The 15,723-nt window shown below is 75.6% G+C and carries 16 protein-coding genes; 9 read left to right on the top strand and 7 right to left on the bottom strand.

Features of this window, described 5'->3' with window-relative positions:
- Nucleotides 1-580: 580 nt before the first annotated feature.
- Together G1H19_RS06520 and recQ are read right to left on the bottom strand one after the other, a co-directional pair.
- Nucleotides 581-736: a hypothetical protein gene (locus tag G1H19_RS06520; RefSeq protein WP_162392630.1), complete on the bottom strand. Its 156-nt coding sequence runs from the start codon at nucleotides 734-736 to the stop codon at nucleotides 581-583.
- A gap of 23 nt (nucleotides 737-759) precedes the next feature.
- Complete coding sequence (gene recQ, locus G1H19_RS06515; protein ID WP_152728472.1) at nucleotides 760-2,640, bottom strand: DNA helicase RecQ; 1,881 nt, start codon at nucleotides 2,638-2,640, stop codon at nucleotides 760-762.
- A 148-nt stretch (nucleotides 2,641-2,788) separates the two neighbouring features.
- Between recQ and G1H19_RS06510 the strand changes: the two genes are divergently transcribed.
- Genes G1H19_RS06510 through G1H19_RS06495 form a run of 4 tightly spaced genes read left to right on the top strand, consistent with a single transcriptional unit; the run spans nucleotide 2,789 to nucleotide 6,243 of the window.
- Nucleotides 2,789-3,712, top strand: a complete 924-nt coding sequence (locus tag G1H19_RS06510) for an ABC transporter ATP-binding protein (protein ID WP_152728474.1) — start codon at nucleotides 2,789-2,791, stop codon at nucleotides 3,710-3,712.
- Nucleotides 3,709-4,470, top strand: coding sequence for an ABC transporter permease (locus tag G1H19_RS06505; RefSeq protein WP_152728476.1), 762 nt, complete (start codon nucleotides 3,709-3,711; stop codon nucleotides 4,468-4,470). The genes G1H19_RS06510 and G1H19_RS06505 overlap by 4 nt, the downstream gene beginning before the upstream one ends.
- A gap of 25 nt (nucleotides 4,471-4,495) precedes the next feature.
- Nucleotides 4,496-5,641 carry a sensor histidine kinase gene (locus G1H19_RS06500; protein WP_162392629.1) on the top strand — a complete coding sequence of 382 codons (1,146 nt, stop codon included), beginning with the start codon at nucleotides 4,496-4,498 and terminating at the stop codon, nucleotides 5,639-5,641.
- The gene (locus G1H19_RS06495; protein ID WP_162392628.1) at nucleotides 5,638-6,243 is read left to right on the top strand and encodes a response regulator transcription factor; all 606 of its coding nucleotides are present in this window, start codon (nucleotides 5,638-5,640) and stop codon (nucleotides 6,241-6,243) included. Before G1H19_RS06500 ends, G1H19_RS06495 begins: the two co-directional genes overlap by 4 nt.
- 7 nt (nucleotides 6,244-6,250) lie before the next feature.
- On the opposite strand, the gene G1H19_RS06490 is transcribed toward G1H19_RS06495, so the two are convergent.
- Both G1H19_RS06490 and G1H19_RS06485 read right to left on the bottom strand, forming a co-directional pair.
- Nucleotides 6,251-6,982 (bottom strand): class I SAM-dependent DNA methyltransferase, encoded by a 732-nt coding sequence (locus tag G1H19_RS06490; protein ID WP_162392627.1) that lies wholly within the window; start codon nucleotides 6,980-6,982, stop codon nucleotides 6,251-6,253.
- A gap of 60 nt (nucleotides 6,983-7,042) precedes the next feature.
- The gene (locus tag G1H19_RS06485; RefSeq protein WP_456071367.1) at nucleotides 7,043-7,408 is read right to left on the bottom strand and encodes a type II toxin-antitoxin system VapB family antitoxin; all 366 of its coding nucleotides are present in this window, start codon (nucleotides 7,406-7,408) and stop codon (nucleotides 7,043-7,045) included.
- Between the two features lie 240 nt (nucleotides 7,409-7,648).
- Between G1H19_RS06485 and hrcA the strand changes: the two genes are divergently transcribed.
- From hrcA to G1H19_RS06470, 3 genes are read left to right on the top strand one after another with little or no spacing between them, the layout of a single operon-like run.
- Nucleotides 7,649-8,671, top strand: coding sequence for a heat-inducible transcriptional repressor HrcA (hrcA, locus tag G1H19_RS06480; RefSeq protein ID WP_235928025.1), 1,023 nt, complete (start codon nucleotides 7,649-7,651; stop codon nucleotides 8,669-8,671).
- Between the two features lie 14 nt (nucleotides 8,672-8,685).
- Nucleotides 8,686-9,828, top strand: a complete 1,143-nt coding sequence (gene dnaJ, locus G1H19_RS06475) for a molecular chaperone DnaJ (protein WP_162392626.1) — start codon at nucleotides 8,686-8,688, stop codon at nucleotides 9,826-9,828.
- Nucleotides 9,829-9,833: 5 nt separating this feature from the next.
- Entirely contained in the window at nucleotides 9,834-10,592 is a 759-nt protein-coding gene (locus G1H19_RS06470) for a 16S rRNA (uracil(1498)-N(3))-methyltransferase (RefSeq protein WP_202925840.1), read from the top strand.
- A gap of 15 nt (nucleotides 10,593-10,607) precedes the next feature.
- Here the strand turns inward: G1H19_RS06470 and G1H19_RS06465 are convergent, their stop codons facing one another.
- From G1H19_RS06465 to G1H19_RS06455, 3 genes are read right to left on the bottom strand one after another with little or no spacing between them, the layout of a single operon-like run.
- The gene (locus G1H19_RS06465; protein ID WP_162392625.1) at nucleotides 10,608-12,218 is read right to left on the bottom strand and encodes a PhnE/PtxC family ABC transporter permease; all 1,611 of its coding nucleotides are present in this window, start codon (nucleotides 12,216-12,218) and stop codon (nucleotides 10,608-10,610) included.
- Complete coding sequence (locus G1H19_RS06460; protein ID WP_235928024.1) at nucleotides 12,215-12,928, bottom strand: phosphonate ABC transporter ATP-binding protein; 714 nt, start codon at nucleotides 12,926-12,928, stop codon at nucleotides 12,215-12,217. The genes G1H19_RS06465 and G1H19_RS06460 overlap by 4 nt, the downstream gene beginning before the upstream one ends.
- Nucleotides 12,929-12,957: 29 nt before the next feature.
- Complete coding sequence (locus G1H19_RS06455) at nucleotides 12,958-13,950, bottom strand: putative selenate ABC transporter substrate-binding protein (protein ID WP_235928023.1); 993 nt, start codon at nucleotides 13,948-13,950, stop codon at nucleotides 12,958-12,960.
- Nucleotides 13,951-14,101: 151 nt separating this feature from the next.
- Here G1H19_RS06455 and G1H19_RS06450 point away from each other — a divergent pair, with 151 nt between their 5' ends.
- Both G1H19_RS06450 and G1H19_RS06445 read left to right on the top strand, forming a co-directional pair.
- Complete coding sequence (locus tag G1H19_RS06450; RefSeq protein WP_174278021.1) at nucleotides 14,102-14,461, top strand: HIT domain-containing protein; 360 nt, start codon at nucleotides 14,102-14,104, stop codon at nucleotides 14,459-14,461.
- A gap of 203 nt (nucleotides 14,462-14,664) precedes the next feature.
- On the top strand, nucleotides 14,665-15,720 hold the full coding sequence (locus G1H19_RS06445) for a PhoH family protein (protein ID WP_235928022.1): 1,056 nt from the start codon (nucleotides 14,665-14,667) through the stop codon (nucleotides 15,718-15,720).
- The last annotated feature ends 3 nt before the right edge of the window (nucleotides 15,721-15,723 follow it).

Below are 15,723 nucleotides of genomic sequence, written 5' to 3'. Positions count from 1 at the left end.
TCGAGTGGCCCCACGAGCGGCTGGGACGATCCCACCGTCATCGAATGGGGCGTCGAGTTCGATCCGCCGACGACGCCGTTGCCCTCGGTGAGCGTCGATGACGCGCATGGTGCACATGCGGGTGCCCTCGAGTGTCGCCAGGAGTAGCGAGAGGCATGGGACCTGGGGTCACGCCGGTGGTCGGACCGTCACGACCGTGGAGGTCATCGGCGCACCGGATTCGCGCGTCGGCGGTCAGCAACGAGGTCTGCTGCCACTCCACGGCCGCCACGCACAGGGTGTCGGCGTACCTGAGCGACCTGCCCGCGAGGACCCGCGCCCGGCGGACGTCGGCCCAGGGCGTGGACTCGATCCGGATGCCCAGGCCGGCGGCGTCGTCGACGGCCTGCTCCACCTGCTCGACACCCAGCGGGTGCCCGGGCCGGCCTGCTGCCGCGGCCAGCCCGGACGGCACCTCGATGGCCAGGTGTCCCGGGGCGGTCCGTCGTCCGGTGGCCGGTACGGCGCCGAGGGTCGCGGGCGGCGACGCCCCGGGGTCCGGCATCGGTCACCGCGTCGATGACGAACGAAGCGTCGACGATCACGTACCAGCACGGTCGGCGGACCGCCGGGCATCGGCGTCCTGTTCGACGGCGATGACGTCCAGCACGGCGGCCCGTTCCGCGTCGGGCACCGCCGGGCCGTCAGCCAGCCGCCGGGCGGTCTGCTCCAGCGTCTCCCGTCGACGCAGGTGCACGACCTGAGCGCTGACATCGAGCATCACTCGTGCAGGGCGTCCAGCACCTGCGGCCCGAACTTCTCCAGCTTGGCCGCCCCGACGCCGCTGATCGTGCCCAGCGCGGCCAGGTCGGCCGGGGCCTCGGTGGCGATCTGCCGCAGCGTGGCGTCGTGGAAGACGACGTAGGCCGGGATGCCCTGCTCCTTGGCCGTGGCGCCCCGCCAGGCCCGCAGCCGCTCGAACGCCGCGGACGCCTCCGGCGGCAGCTCGGGCGCCGCTGCCCGGTCGCCCCGCGGGCTGCGGCCCGAGGAGCGCGCCGGCCGCTCCGGCTCACGGCGCATCAGCACCGTGCGCTCCCGGCGCAGCACGGTGCCGCTGGCCTCGTTGAGCACCAGCGTGCCGTACTCGCCCTGCACGGTCAGCAGCCCCTGAGCCAGCAGCGCCCGGACGACGCCGCGCCACTGCGACTCCGACAGGTCGGTGCCGATGCCGAAGGTGGTCAGCTCGTCGTGGGCGTGCTGGGCCACCTTCTCGGTGCGCCGGCCGAGCAGGATGTCGATCGACTGCCCCGCGCCGAAGGACTGGCCCCGCTCGCGCTGCAACCGCAGCACCGTGGACAGCAGCTTCTGCGCCGGGATCGTGCCGTCCCAGCTCTCCGGCGGGGTGAGGCAGGTGTCGCAGTTGCCGCACGGCCCGCTGTCCTGCCCGAAGTAGGCCAGCAGTCGCACCCGCCGGCACTCGACCGTCTCGCAGAGCGCCAGCATCGCGTCCAGGTGCGCGGCCAGCCCGCGCCGGTGCGCGAGGTCGCCCTCGGAGGAGTCGATCATCTTGCGCTGCTGCACGACGTCCTGCAGGCCGTAGGCCAGCCACGCCGTCGACGGCAGCCCGTCGCGGCCGGCGCGGCCGGTCTCCTGGTAGTAGCCCTCCACCGACTTCGGCAGGTCCAGGTGGGCCACGAAGCGGACGTCGGGCTTGTCGATGCCCATGCCGAACGCGATCGTCGCCACCATCACCAGGCCGTCCTCGCGCAGGAACCGGGACTGGTTGGTCGCGCGGGTGCCCTGGTCGAGACCGGCGTGGTACGGCAGGGCGGGGATGCCGCTGCGCACCAGGAACTCGGCGGTCTTGTCCACCGACGCGCGGGACAGGCAGTAGACGATGCCGGCGTCCCCGGGGTGCTCGGTGCGCAGCAGGTCCAGCAGCTGCTTGCGTGGCTCGTTCTTCGGCGCGATCCGGTACTGGATGTTCGGCCGGTCGAAGCTGGCGACGAAGTGCCGGGCGTCCTCCAGCTTCAGCCGGCTGGCGATCTCGGCGTGCGTGGCGCTGGTGGCGGTGGCGGTCAGCGCCACCCGGGGCACGTCGGGCCAGCGCTCGTGCAGCATCGACAGGGTCAGGTAGTCCGGCCGGAAGTCGTGCCCCCACTGGGCCACGCAGTGCGCCTCGTCGATGGCGAACAGCGCGATCCGGCCCCGCTCGAGCAGCCGCACGGTCGGTGACGAGCCGCCGCCCAGGGACTCCGGCGCCACGTAGAGCAGGTCCAGATCGCCGGACAGGAACGCCTGCTCGACCTCCCGGCGCGCCTCACGGTCCTGGCTGGAGTTGAGGAAGCCGGCCCGCACACCGAGCGCCCGCAGCGCGTCGACCTGGTCCTGCATCAGGGCGATCAGCGGTGAGACGACCACCCCGACGCCCTCGCGCACCAGTGCCGGGACCTGGTAGCACAGCGACTTCCCGCCGCCGGTGGGCATCAGCACCAGGGCGTCCCCGCCGGCGACCACGTGGTCGACCACCGCGCGCTGGTCGCCGCGGAAGGCGTCGTAGCCGAAGACCCGGCGCAGCACCTCCAGTGCCGCGTCCGTCCCGGCGCCGGTGGGCGACGGGACGGAGGGGGTCGGGACGGCGACGGTCCCCGGCACGGGCATGCCGCGATCGTAGGTGCCGGGGACGACGCGACGCCCGGCCCGCGCACCACCTGGGGACGACGCCCGCCGGCGCGCGTGACAGACGTCAGACGCGGCCGACGACGTCTCGCACTGGTCGGCGGGCACGCCCGCCCGCGAGGCTCGGACCATGACCGCACCGGCACTGGAGATCACCGGCCTGACCGTCCGCTACGGCGACGTGACCGCCGTGCACGACCTGGACCTGGAGCTCGCCGCCGGTGAGACCGTCGCCCTGCTCGGCCCGAACGGCGCCGGCAAGAGCTCCACGGTGAACGCCGTCCTCGGCCTGGTGCCGCCCAGCGCCGGGCAGGTCCGGGTGCTCGGCCGGCGCCCCCGCGAGGCCGTCGAGGCCGGCTGCGTGGGCGTCATGCTCCAGCACGGCGGGCTGCCGTCCCAGGCGCGGGTCGGTGAGGTGGTGCGGCTGGTGCGGAGGTCGTTCCCGAGCCCGTGGCCGGCCGAGGACCTGCTGGTGGTGACCGACGTCGCCGGGCTGGTCGACCGCCGCGTCGACCAGCTCTCCGGCGGTCAGCGGCAGCGCGTGATGCTGGCCCTGGCCCTGGCCGGCACCCCACCACTGCTCGTGCTGGACGAGCCCACCGCGGCCATGGACGTCGAGTCCCGCCGCAGCTTCTGGACGACGATGCGCGAGCTCGCCGCCCGCGGGCACACCGTCGTGTTCGCCACCCACCACCTGGAGGAGGCCGACGCCGTCGCCGACCGGGTGGTCGTCGTCGCCGGCGGCCGGGTGGTCGCCGACGGCTCCGCAGCCCAGGTCAAGGCCTCGGCGTCCGGGCGCACCATCCGGTTCACCGCCGACCCCGCCACCCGGTTCGGCGGGCTGCCCGCGGTGACCGACGAGCAGTGGCACGGCACCAGCGTCACCCTGCGCACCGCCGACCCGGAGACCACGCTGCGGGCACTGCTCGCCCGGCACGACCGGCTGCCGGACCTGGAGGTGCGCGGGGCCAGCCTGGAGGACGCCTTCGTCAGCCTGACCGCAGCCGCCGTCACCACCGCCACCCCCACCGCCACCGCAGGGGACCCCCGATGACCGACCTGCTCGTCTTCCAGCTCCGCCGGGTGCTGCGCAACTGGCAGTTCGTGCTGTTCAGCGTGCTGCTGCCGGCCGCGTTCACCGTCTTCTTCACCCAGGTGTTCGGTGGACAGGCGGCCGGCGGCACCGCGCAGGACCGGGCCGACTTCCAGCGGTACGCCACCGACTACATGGTCTCGATGATGGCCTACGGCGCGATCGGCGCCGCCCTGGGCGCGACGGTGCGGCTGGCCTTCGACCGGCACTCCGGGTGGCTGCGCCAACTGCGGGTCACCCCGGTGCCCACCGCGCGCATCGTCGGGGTGGACATCGCCGTCGGCATGCTGCTGGCGCTGCCCAGCGTGCTCGTCGTGGCCCTGGTCGGGCGGTTCGTCAACGGCGTGCAGCTGCCGCTGGGCACCTGGGTGGTGCTGGTCGGGGTCATGTGGGCCGGTGCCGCGCCGTTCGTGGCGCTGGGTCTGCTGCTGGGCCTGGCGCTGGACGAGCAGGCCGCCGGTGCGGCCATCGGCATCCTCGGCGTGGTGCTCGCCGCGCTCGGCGGGCTGTGGTTCCCGGCCGAGCTGTTCCCGCCGGTGCTGCGCTCGGTGGCCCACCTGCTGCCCTCCTACTGGTACGGCGAGCTGGGCCGCGGGGCGGCCGCCGACGGCGTCCCCGGTGCCGGCGCCGTGCTGCTGCTGGCCGCCGCCGCGGTGCTGTTCGCCGCGCTGGCCGGGCTGGTGTCCCGGCGGCGGCCGCTGTTCGCGGTGTCCGGGTGAGGCCCGCAGTGGCTACGGTCGGCACGTGATCGCCTGGCTGCGCCGCTTCGGGTGGGCGGCACCGTGGTTGTTCTTCCTGTGGTTCCCGGTCGAGGACCTCGTGTCCACGCCCCGTCCCGGCTGGGCCGTGGCGCTGGGCGGCGTGGGTCTGCTGGCCTTCGTCGCCGCCTACGTGATCAGCTGGACCGGCCCGCTGGCCGACATCGCCGACGGCGGCCCGATGACGCCGGCGTGGCTGCAGGAGCTGGGCGTCTGGGCGGTCGCCGTCCTCGGCTCGTCGCTGGCGGTCGGCTTCGGGATCAACTGGACCGGGCTGTGCATCTACGTCAGCGTGGCCGCCGCGATGGTGCTGCCCAACCGGACGGCGTGGTGGGTGACCGGGGTGTGCTCCGTGGTCAGTGCCTGGGTGCTGCTGTCCGCCGGCGCCGAGGGCATCGGGCTGCTGTTCCTGCCCGGCATCGCGGTGCTGACCGGCTTCGCCATGCGCGGCACCCGCTACCTGGTCCAGGTCAACGGCGAGCTGCGGGCGGCCCGGGAGGAGCTGGCACGCACCGCCATCGCCGAGGAGCGGTTGCGCTTCTCCCGCGACCTGCACGACCTGCTCGGGCACAGCCTGTCGCTGATCGTGCTGAAGAGCGAGCTGGCCCGCCGGCTCGGCGAGCGTGACCCGGCGGCCTCGCTGCGCGAGATGGCCGACGTGGAGCAGGTCGCCCGCCAGGCGCTCACCGAGGTGCGCGAGGCGGTCAGCGGCTACCGGCAGGTGAGCGTCGCGCAGTCGCTGGCCGAGGCCCGGTCGGCGCTGTCCGGTGCGGGCATCGCCACCGACGTCCCGGCCCGGTTGCCCCAGCTGCCCGCCGAGGTCGACGTCGCCCTGGGCTGGGTGGTGCGCGAGGCCACCACCAACGTGCTGCGGCACAGCGGCGCCCGGCGGGTCACCGTCCGGCTCTCCCGGGCCGCGGACGCCGTCGAGCTGGTCGTGGACGACGACGGCTGCGGGCCCACCCGGGAGGCCGGGTCGGGGCTGCGGGGCCTGCGCGAGCGGGTCGAGGCGCTGCGCGGCAGCCTGGCGACCTCGCCGGCGCCCGGCGGCGGCTTCCGGCTGACCGCGCGGGTGCCGGTGCCGGAGGCGGCACCGGTGGCCGCCGCGGCGCCGAGCGGGGCCGCCCGGTGATCCGGGTGCTGCTGGCCGAGGACCAGGCGATGGTGCGCGGGGCGCTGCGCACCCTGCTGGACCTGGAGGACGACATCTCGGTCGTCTGCGAGGTCGGCCGCGGGGACGAGGTGGTGCCCGCCGCCCGCACCTGCCTGCCCGACGTCGCCCTGCTGGACATCGAGATGCCCGGCGGGGACGGCATCGAGGCCGCCCGCGAGCTCACCGCGGCACTGCCGGACTGCCGTGTCGTCGTCCTCACCACGTTCGGGCGCCCGGGCTTCCTGCGCCGGGCCATGGAGGTCGGTGCCGCCGGGTTCCTGGTGAAGGACTCCCCGGTCGCCGAGCTGGCGGTGGCCATCCGCAAGGTGGTGGCCGGCGAGCGGGTCATCGACCGCGACCTGGCCGCCGCCGCGCTGGCCATGGGGGCGACGCCGCTGTCCACCCGGGAGGCCGACGTGCTGCGGGCCGCCGCCGACGGTGCCACCGTGGCAGACATCGCCCGGTCGCTCTACCTGTCCGAGGGCACGGTGCGCAACTACCTGTCCAACGCGATCGGCAAGACCGGCGCCCGCACCCGGGTGGAGGCGGCGCGGGTGGCCGAGGACAAGGGCTGGCTGTGACCCGGCCTCAGCGCCCGTAGACCGACACGTGCCGGGTGCTGCGGCCGTCGAACGGCTCGCCCGCCCAGCCCGCCGAGCGCTGCACCAGCCGCAGCCCGGCGATCCGCGCCATCAGGTCCATCTCGCTGGGCCACACGTAGCGGGTGACGATCGGTGCCACCCGGACACCGCCGGCGCCCAGGGTGACGTGGCACTCGTCGAGCAGCTGGGTGGCCGGGTCGAACCGGCCGACGTCCAGGGTGACCGAGGACAGGCCGACGGCCTCGGCGTCCACGTACTGGTCCTCGCGCAGCCGGTAGAGGAACGCGGGCACCTGCGCCTCGACCAGGAAGACGCCGTCCTCGGTGAGGTGGGCGGCGGCGTTCTCGAAGCACCGCACCTGACCGTCCTGGGTGAGCAGGTTGTAGAGCGTGTTGTAGACCAGGTAGACCAGCCGGTAGCGCCCGGGCAGCCGCTCGGTCGCCATGTCCCCGTGCGCGACGGTGAGCCGGTCCCCGCCCGGCTTGGCGCGCAGCCGGGCGATCATCGCCGCCGACTGCTCGATGCCGTCCACCGGCACGCCCCGGGCGGCCAGCGGCAGCCCGATCCGGCCGGTGCCGACGGCCAGCTCCAGGGCCGGGCCACCGCGGGCCCACCGCTGCAGGCAGTCGACGGTCTGCTGCTCGTCCCCGCGCAGCGCGTCGTCGTAGGTGGCGGCGGTCTGCTCGCCGAAGCTGGCCAGGGGGTCGAAGCCGTCCACCCGCCCAGTCCCGCACGGCCCCCGGCTGCGTCGCAACGGGGTTTCCGCCGCGGCTGGCGGCTACCCGACGGGCGTGGGCGGCATGAGGGCGTCGAGGTCGAGCACCCGCACGTGGATCACGTTGCGCTGCTGCAGCGCGGCCCGCAGCGCGCGGTGCAGCCCGTCCTCCAGGTAGAGCTCGCCGTGCCACTGCACCGCGTGCGGGAACAGGTCGCCGTAGAAGGTCGAGTCGTCGGCCAGCAGCGCGTCCAGGGCCAGCTCGCGCTTGGTGGTGGTCATGGTGTCCAGCCGGACCTGCCGGGGCGGGATCAGAGCCCAGTCCTTGGTGGAGAAGCCGTGGTCGGGGTAGGGGCGCCCGTCTCGAACCGCCTTGAAGATCAGGGACCGACCTCCGCGTCCAGCCCGGGTCCCCGCGTCTGGGGTCACGGTAGGGACCCCACCCTAGTGGCCGTCGAGAGGCCGGCGGCGGCGCGGTCGGGGTGGTCCCCGGGGGTGGGCCGGTGCCGCGCGCCACAGCGCGCCGGAGCGGTCCGGTCGTATGCTGGGCTGGCACTCTGCCCTGCGGAGTGCCAGTCTCCGAGGGGTCCGCCCCGGATGGCCCGCCCGTGGCCGCCGGCCCGGACGGCCGCCCCGCACGCACGTCGACCGGTACGGGAGGTGTCAGGAGTGGCACACGACGACCGCCGTCTCCAGGTCCTGCGTGCCATCGTCCAGGACTACGTCTCCACCAACGACCCGGTCGGCAGCAAGGCCCTGGCCGCCCGGCACGACCTCGGCGTCTCCCCGGCCACCATCCGCAACGACATGGCGGTGCTGGAGGAGGAGGGGTACATCACCCAGCCGCACACCAGCGCCGGGCGGGTGCCCACCGACAAGGGCTACCGCTTCTTCGTCGACCGGCTGTCGGCGGTCAAGCCGCTGTCGGTGGCCGAGCGCCGCGCGATCGAGAAGTTCCTGGACGGCGCGGTCGACCTGCACGACGTGCTCGGGCGCAGCGTGCGGCTGCTGGCCCAGCTGACCCGCCAGGTCGCCGTCGTCCAGTACCCGACGCTGTCGCGCAGCGCCGTCCGGCACCTGGAGCTGGTGCACCTGGGCCCGCACCGGTTGCTGGTCGTGCTGATCACCGACACCGGCCGGGTCGAGCAGCGCGTGGTGGAGTGCCCGGCCGAGGTGGGTGCCGAGGCGGTCGCGGAGCTGCGCACCCTGCTGAACTCGGCCTTCGTCGGGGCGAAGCTGGCCGAGGCCAGCTCCACGGTGCCCGACCTGGTCGAGAACGCGCCCCCGCACCTGCGCGCGCTGGTGGCCACGGTGGGCGCCACGCTGGTCGAGACGCTCGTCGAGCCCGGCGAGGACCGGCTGGTCGTCGGTGGCACGGCCAACCTGACCCGCGGCAGCGCCCTGGACTTCCCGGGCACGGTCCGCCCGCTGCTGGAGGCGCTGGAGGAGCAGGTCATCGTGCTGCGCCTGATCGGCGAGGTGGACCCCAGCACGGTCTTCGTGAGCATCGGCGAGGAGAACGCGCACGAGGCCCTGACCGGCGCCTCGGTGGTGTCGGTGGGCTACGGCTCGGGCGACCGGGCACTCGGTGGGCTCGGTGTCGTCGGGCCCACCCGCATGGACTACGCAGGGAACATGGCCGCGGTACGAGCCGTGGCCCGCTACGTCGGCCAGTTGCTGGCCGAGAGCTGAGGGGCGAGAACCACGTGCCAACCGACTACTACGGCGTGCTCGGTCTCTCCCAGGGAGCGACCGACGCCGACATCAAGCGCGCCTACCGCAAGCTGGCGCGCGACCTGCACCCGGACGTGAACCCCGCGCCCGAGGCCAAGGAGCGCTTCCAGGAGGTCAGCCGCGCCTACGAGTGCCTGACCGACCCGGACAAGCGCCGGATCGTCGACCTCGGTGGCGACCCGTACGAGACCGGCGGGGGTGGGGGCAGCCCGTTCGGCGGCGGCGCGGCCGGCTTCGGTGGCCTCGGCGACATCATGGACGCCTTCTTCGGTGGTGCCGGTGGCGCGGCGCGCGGCCCGCGCAGCCGCACCCGGGCCGGGGGCGACGCCCTGCTGCGCCTGGACCTCGACCTCGACGAGACCGTCTTCGGGACGACGAGCGACATCACCGTGGACACCGCCGTGCTGTGCGACCTGTGCGCCGGCGCCGGCACCGCCGCGGGCACCCACCCGACCACGTGCACCACCTGCAACGGCCGCGGTGAGGTGCAGAGCGTGCAGCGCTCCTTCCTCGGCCAGGTCGTGGCCAGCCGGCCCTGCCCGACCTGCACCGGCACCGGCCAGGTCATCCCGGAGCCGTGCTCGCAGTGCGGCGGTGACGGCCGGGTCCGCGCGCGGCGCACCATCCCGGTGAAGATCCCGGCCGGGGTCGAGGACGGCATGCGCATCCGGCTCACCGGGCACGGCGAGGTCGGCCCCGGCGGCGGCCCGGCCGGCGACCTCTACATCGAGGTGCACGAGCGCCCGCACGACGTGTTCACCCGCGACGGCGAGGACCTGCACTGCCGGGTCACGCTGCCGATGAGCTCCGCCGCGCTGGGCACCACGCTGAACCTGAAGACCCTGGACGGCGACGAGGAGATCGACGTCAAGCCCGGCACCCAGGCCGGCAGCCTGATCACGCTGCGGGCGCACGGCGCGCCCCGGCTGCGCGGCACCGGCCGGGGCAACCTGGTGGTGCACGTCGACGTGCAGACGCCCACCCGCCTGGACGAGGAGCAGGAGCGGCTGCTCCGCGAGTTCGCCGCGCTGCGCGGGGAGGACCGGGCCGACTCGCACCGGGAGGCGCAGGGCGGGCTGTTCTCCCGGGTCCGCGACGCCTTCAACGGCCGCTGAGCCCGGTGTCCGCCGCCGACCCCGGCCCCGCACCGGACGGGACGCCGCTGTTCCTGCTGGACGAGGTGCCCGACACCGACCTGATCACCGTCGCCGGCCCCGAGGGCAAGCACGCCGTCGACGTGCTGCGGCTCGGTGCCGGCGAGCGGGTGCGGGTCGGCGACGGCGACGGCGTGCTCGCCGAGTGCGAGGTCGTGTCCACCGCCCCGGGCCGGCTGCAGGTGCGGGTGCTCACCCGGCACGAGCTGGAGGCGCCGGACCCGGAGTTCGTGCTGGTCCAGGCGCTGCCCAAGGGCGACCGCGGGCAGCTGGCGGTGGAGCTGGCCACCGAGCTGGGCGTGGACCGCGTGGTGCCCTGGCAGGCGGCGCGCTGCGTGACGCGGTGGACCGAGGACCGGGTCGCCCGCGGCGTGGGGAAGTGGCGGGCCGCCGCCCGCGCGGCCACCAAGCAGTCCCGGCGTCCGCGGGTGCCCGAGGTGACCGAGCCGATGACCACCCGGCAGGTGTGCGGCGTGCTGGCCGACGTCGACCTGGCCGTGGTGCTGCACGAGCAGGCCCGCACCCCGCTGGCCGGGCTCGCGCTGCCGACCTCCGGCACCGTCGTCGTGGTCGTGGGCCCGGAGGGTGGGCTCACCGACGGCGAGGTCGTGGCCTTCCGGGCGGCCGGGGCGACCCCGGTCCGGCTGGGCCCGGAGGTGCTGCGCACCTCCACCGCCGGCGCCGCCGCCCTCGCCGCGCTGAGCGCCCGCACCCGCTGGGCCTGACCCGCCCGGGCGCGGTCAGCGCAGGACGGCGCGGACGCGGGCGCCGACCAGGTCGACGGCGAGGGTGAGCAGCACCGTCGCGGCCAGCACGGTGGCCACCGCGGGCCAGTCGAAGGCGGCCAGCCGCGCGCTGAGCAGCACGCCCAGCCCGCCGGCGCCCAGCAGGCCGACGAGCACCGTGTCCCGCAGCGCCACCTCCCAGCGGTACAGGGCGAACGCCGTCGCCGGCCGGGCCACCCCGGGCAGCACCCCGTACAGCCAGCGGCCCAGCGGGGCCGCGCCGAGCGCGGTGAGCGCGGCGACCGGCCGCGGGTCCAGCTCCTCCACTGCCTCGGCGCTCAGCCGGCCCAGCACGCCGAGGGTGTGCACGCCGAGCGCCAGCGCGCCGGGCAGCGGGCCGGGCAGCAGCACGAAGACGAACACCAGCGCCCAGACCGGCGCCGGCACCGCGCGCAGCAGCAGCAGCCCGGCGCGCACCGCGGCACCGGCGGCCCACCGGACGGCGCCCGTGCCGCGCGGTGCCCGGGCCGCGACACCGGCCAGCACCAGTGACCCCGCGACGGCCACCGCGATCGCCAGCACCGACATCTGCACCGTCTCCACCGCCCGGACGGCGATCTCGCTCAGCAGCGGCCCGTCGCCGGCCGGCGGCCAGGCGGCGCGCAGCAGCGTGCCCAGCTGGTCCAGGGTGCGCCCGTCGACCAACGTCGCCGGGCGCAGCGCCAGGAACCAGGCCGACCACAGCGCCAGCGCCGCCGTGGCCAGCACGGCGCCGGTGAGCACCGGGTCGCGGCGGCCGGTGGCCCGGGGCGGCGGCGCGGCGACCCGGCGGCGCACCGCCCGGCCGGCGACGTCGGCCAGCAGGCAGAGCGCGGCCAGGGCGTAGACGGCCGACCACACCTGCTCCCAGCGCAGCGAGGTGAACGACAGCGCCAGCTCCTGCCCCAGCCCGCCGGCACCGATGAGGCCCAGCACCACGGCCGAGCGCACCGCGCACTCCAGCCGGTAGAAGGCGTAGGACAGCATCCCGCCCGAGGCCTCCGGCACCAGCCCGTACAGGACGGCGACCCCGGCCCCGGCGCCCGCCGCGCGCAGCGCCTCGTACCCGCCGTGCGGCGCCTCGTCGAGCAGGTCGGCGAACACCCGGGCGGTCACCGCCCCGTACGGCACGCCGATCGCCAGGACGCCGACCCACGGGTCCAGGCCCAGCACGCCGACGAGCAGCAGCCCCCACACCGCCTCGTGCAGGCCGCGGGGCACGGCCAGCGCGCCGCGCACCGCCACCCACCCGGCCCGCCGCCGTCCCCAGGTGGTGCGGGCGGCGGCCACGGCGCCCAGCGCACCGAGCGCCACGGCCAGCCCGGCACCGAGCACCGCGTAGGCGACGGTCACCAGGGTGGCCCGGGCCAGCACCCCGAGCAGCTCGCCGGAGAGGTCGGGGTGCAGCGCGCCGGCGGCGAACCGGGTGAGCTGGCCGACCCCGGCCGGGTTGAGCACCGGACCGCCGAGCACACCGCTGCCGGCCAGCGACCACAGCAGCAGCGCGCCGGCGCCCAGCCCGCACAGCAGCCGCGCCCGGTCCCGTGCCGGCCGCAGCACGGGTGGGCGCTCCAGCACCGTGGTCACCGGTGCACCCCGAAGAAGGACTCCAGCCCCGCGACGGTGAGCGTGCCGGCCGGGGCGTCCAGCACGACCCGGCCGCCGACCAGCCCGACCACCCGGTCGCAGTGCCGCAGCGCCAGGGCCGGGTCGTGCAGGCAGGCCAGCAGCGCGCCGCCGCGCTCGCCGGCCAGACCGGCCAGCAGGGTCAGCGCGGTGTCGGCCAGCGCCGGGTCCAGCGCCGAGGCCGGCTCGTCGGCCAGCACCAGCTCCGGGCGCTGCACCAGCAGCCGGGCCAGCGCCACCCGCTGCTGCTGGCCACCCGACAGCCGGTCGGTGCGCTCGTGCAGCCGCCCCGCCAGCCCCACCCGGTCCAGCGCCTCGGCCACCTCGGCCACGCCCTGCGGGTGCAGCAGCGACCACGCCGCCCGCGGCCCGGACCAGCTGCCCAGCCGGCCGGCGTTGACGTTGTGCACCACCCGCAGCGGGCCGACCAGCTGCAGGTGCTGGTGCACAGTGCCCACCCGGGCGCGCAGCCGGCGCAGCTCCCGGCCGCGCAGCGCCGCGGGGTCGGCGCCCAGCACCCGCACCGACCCCGACGACGCCGCGACCGTGCCGTTGGCCACCGCGAGCAGCGTGGACTTGCCGGCACCGGAGGCCCCGACCACCGCCACCCGCTCACCGGCCCGCACGGTCAGGTCCACGCCGTCCAGGGCGGTGCTCGGGCCGTACCGCACCGCGACCCCGCGCAGCTCCAGGGCCGCGCTCAGGTGATCAGCCCCAGCTCGCGGCCGATCGCCTCGATCTGGTCGTAGGCCGAGGCGTCGGTGGGCAGGAACGACCCGGCGCCGAAGAGCTCCAGCACCTCGTCGCCGGGCGGCAGGCCCAGCAGCCAGGAGCGCACCCGGTCGGGCAGGTCGGCGCCGAGGCGGTCCACGGCCGCGGGCCCCAGCAGCCAGTGGTAGTCGTGGTACGCCGGGGTCCGGGCGTACTCCACCACCGATGGGGCGACGCTCCCGTCCGCGGTCCGCGCAGCCCACACCTGCTCGTTGAGCACGCCGGCCTGGTAGCTGCCCGAGCCGACCAGGGCCAGGGTCGCGTCGTGCGAGCCGGAGAAGCCGGGCCCGCCCGGGAAGCCCTGCGGGTCGACGCCGGCCCGGCGCAGGAACCACGCCGGCATCAGCCGGCCCGACGTCGACGTCTCGCTGCCGTAGGTGAAGCGCAGCGGCGCCAGGGCGCGCAGGTCGTCGGCCGGGGCGAGCCCGGTCGCGGCGTCGACCACGAACACGGAGTGGAAGGCGGCGTCGACGTCGCGCTGGGCGACCGGCACGGCGCCGGGGGTCTGCAGCCGGGCCTGCACGCCGGTCAGGCCGCCGAACCAGACCAGGTCCAGGTCGCCGGTGCGGAACAGCGACACCGCGGCGGCGTAGTCGGTGACCGGCCGGTACACGACCTCCAGGTCCAGGGCCGCGGACATCGCGTCGGCGACCGTGCCGTAGAGCCGGGCGAGCACCTCCGGGTCCTGGTCCGGGATCGCGCCGACGGACAGCGCGCCGGAGGGGGCCGGGCCGACCGGCGAGCGCCGGTCGCCGCAGCCGGCGAGCGCGGCGGCCATGGCCAGGGCGCTGCCGGTGAGGAAGCCGCGGCGGCCGAAGGTGGGGCGGCCGGGGCCGGGGCCGGGGCGGCGGGGGGCGGGACGGCCGATGGCGGTGCGGGCGTGCTCGGGGCCGCCCGACCGGGCGGCGCGGGGGCGGGGCACTACGGCGTCCTGGACGGGCTCATCGACGATCTCCTCGGTCGACGGGGGGGCGGTCCCGGCGCTGGGGACCGCAGCCGATCCTCCGCGCAGGCGAGGGGTCGCCGCCCGCCGGGCCCGTGCGTGCAGGTTGCACGCCCTATCGTCTCCCGACGTGACCGACTGCCTGTTCTGCCGCATGGTCGCCGGGGAGATCCCGGTCGACGCCGTGCACGAGACCGAGCGCACCCTCGCCTTCCGCGACATCGCCCCGCAGGCGCCCACGCACGTGTTGGTGGTGCCCAAGGACCACCACGCGACGGCGGGCGCGCTCGTGGGCGCGGACCCGGCGCTGATGGCCGAGGTCGTGGCCGCCGCGCACGCGGTCGCCGTCGCCGAGGGGCTGGCCAGCGCCGACGGCCCGGAGCCCGGCTACCGGCTGGTGGCCAACACCGGCCCGGCCGCGGGCCAGTCGGTGCACCACCTGCACCTGCACGTCCTGGGTGGCCGGGACCTCGGCTGGCCGCCCGGCTGAGGTCACCTCCGGCGGTCTCCGGGACGAGCGCACCGGCCGGCCACGGTCGCGCGTAGACTCGCCCGGGTCACAGCCCCGTCGCAGGAAGGCAGGGTCGAGGGTTCTTGCCCGACACCGCCCCAGGCACCACCCCACCCGGCGCCAGCGCGTCCCGTGAGGCGTCGGCGCGAGCCGTCGGCCTCGACGCAGCTGGCCCGGCCGCGGTGCCCGCTCCCGCGGACGGCCGCACCGCCGCCGTCCGCGCCACCATCACCGTCCCCGAGTCCGTCTCCATGGTCGCCCTGCTCGGCTCCGGCGACGAGCTGCTGCGCCTGATCGAGACCGAGCTGGACGCCGACGTGCACGTGCGCGGCAACGAGATCTCGGTGACCGGCCAGCCGGGGGACAACGCCTTCGCCGTCCGGGTGTTCGACGAGCTGATCGCCCTGCTCGGCACCGGTCAGGCCCTGCGCCCGGACTCGGTGCGCCGCGTCGTCGGCATGCTCAAGACCGGCGGCAGCGAGCGCCCGGCCGACGTGCTGAGCCTGGACATCATCAGCCGCCGCGGGCGCACCATCCGGCCCAAGACGCTGAACCAGAAGCACTACGTCGACGCCATCGACACGCACACCATCGTCTTCGGCATCGGCCCGGCCGGCACCGGCAAGACCTACCTGGCGATGGCCAAGGCGGTGCAGGCGCTGCAGACCAAGCAGGTCAACCGGATCATCCTCACCCGCCCGGCGGTCGAGGCCGGAGAGCGGCTGGGCTACCTGCCGGGCACGCTGAGCGAGAAGATCGACCCCTACCTGCGGCCGCTGTACGACGCGCTGCACGACATGGTCGACCCGGAGTCCATCCCGCGATTGATGCAATCCGGAACAATTGAAGTCGCGCCATTGGCATATATGCGTGGCAGAACTCTGAATGATGCATTTGTCATTCTCGACGAGGCGCAGAACACCACCGCCGAGCAGATGAAGATGTTCCTCACCCGGCTCGGCTTCGGGTCCAAGATCGTGGTCACCGGTGACGTCACCCAGGTCGACCTGCCCGGCGGCGCGCAGAGCGGCCTGCGGGTGGTCCGCGACATCCTCGACGGCATCAACGACGTGCACTTCTCCCTGCTCACCAGCTCCGACGTCGTCCGGCACCGGCTGGTGGGGGACATCGTCGACGCCTACGAGCGCTGGGACAGCGGCAAGCAGGCGCACCCGGCCACCGGCCCGCAGGTGCGCAACCCCGTCGTGAAGCGCCCCCGTCGTCAGCAGGGGAGCTGACCG

The organism is Goekera deserti (genome assembly GCF_010685995.1).
GTDB classification, from domain to species: domain Bacteria; phylum Actinomycetota; class Actinomycetes; order Mycobacteriales; family Geodermatophilaceae; genus Goekera; species Goekera deserti.
This window is presented reverse-complemented; position numbering and strand designations above follow the sequence as displayed.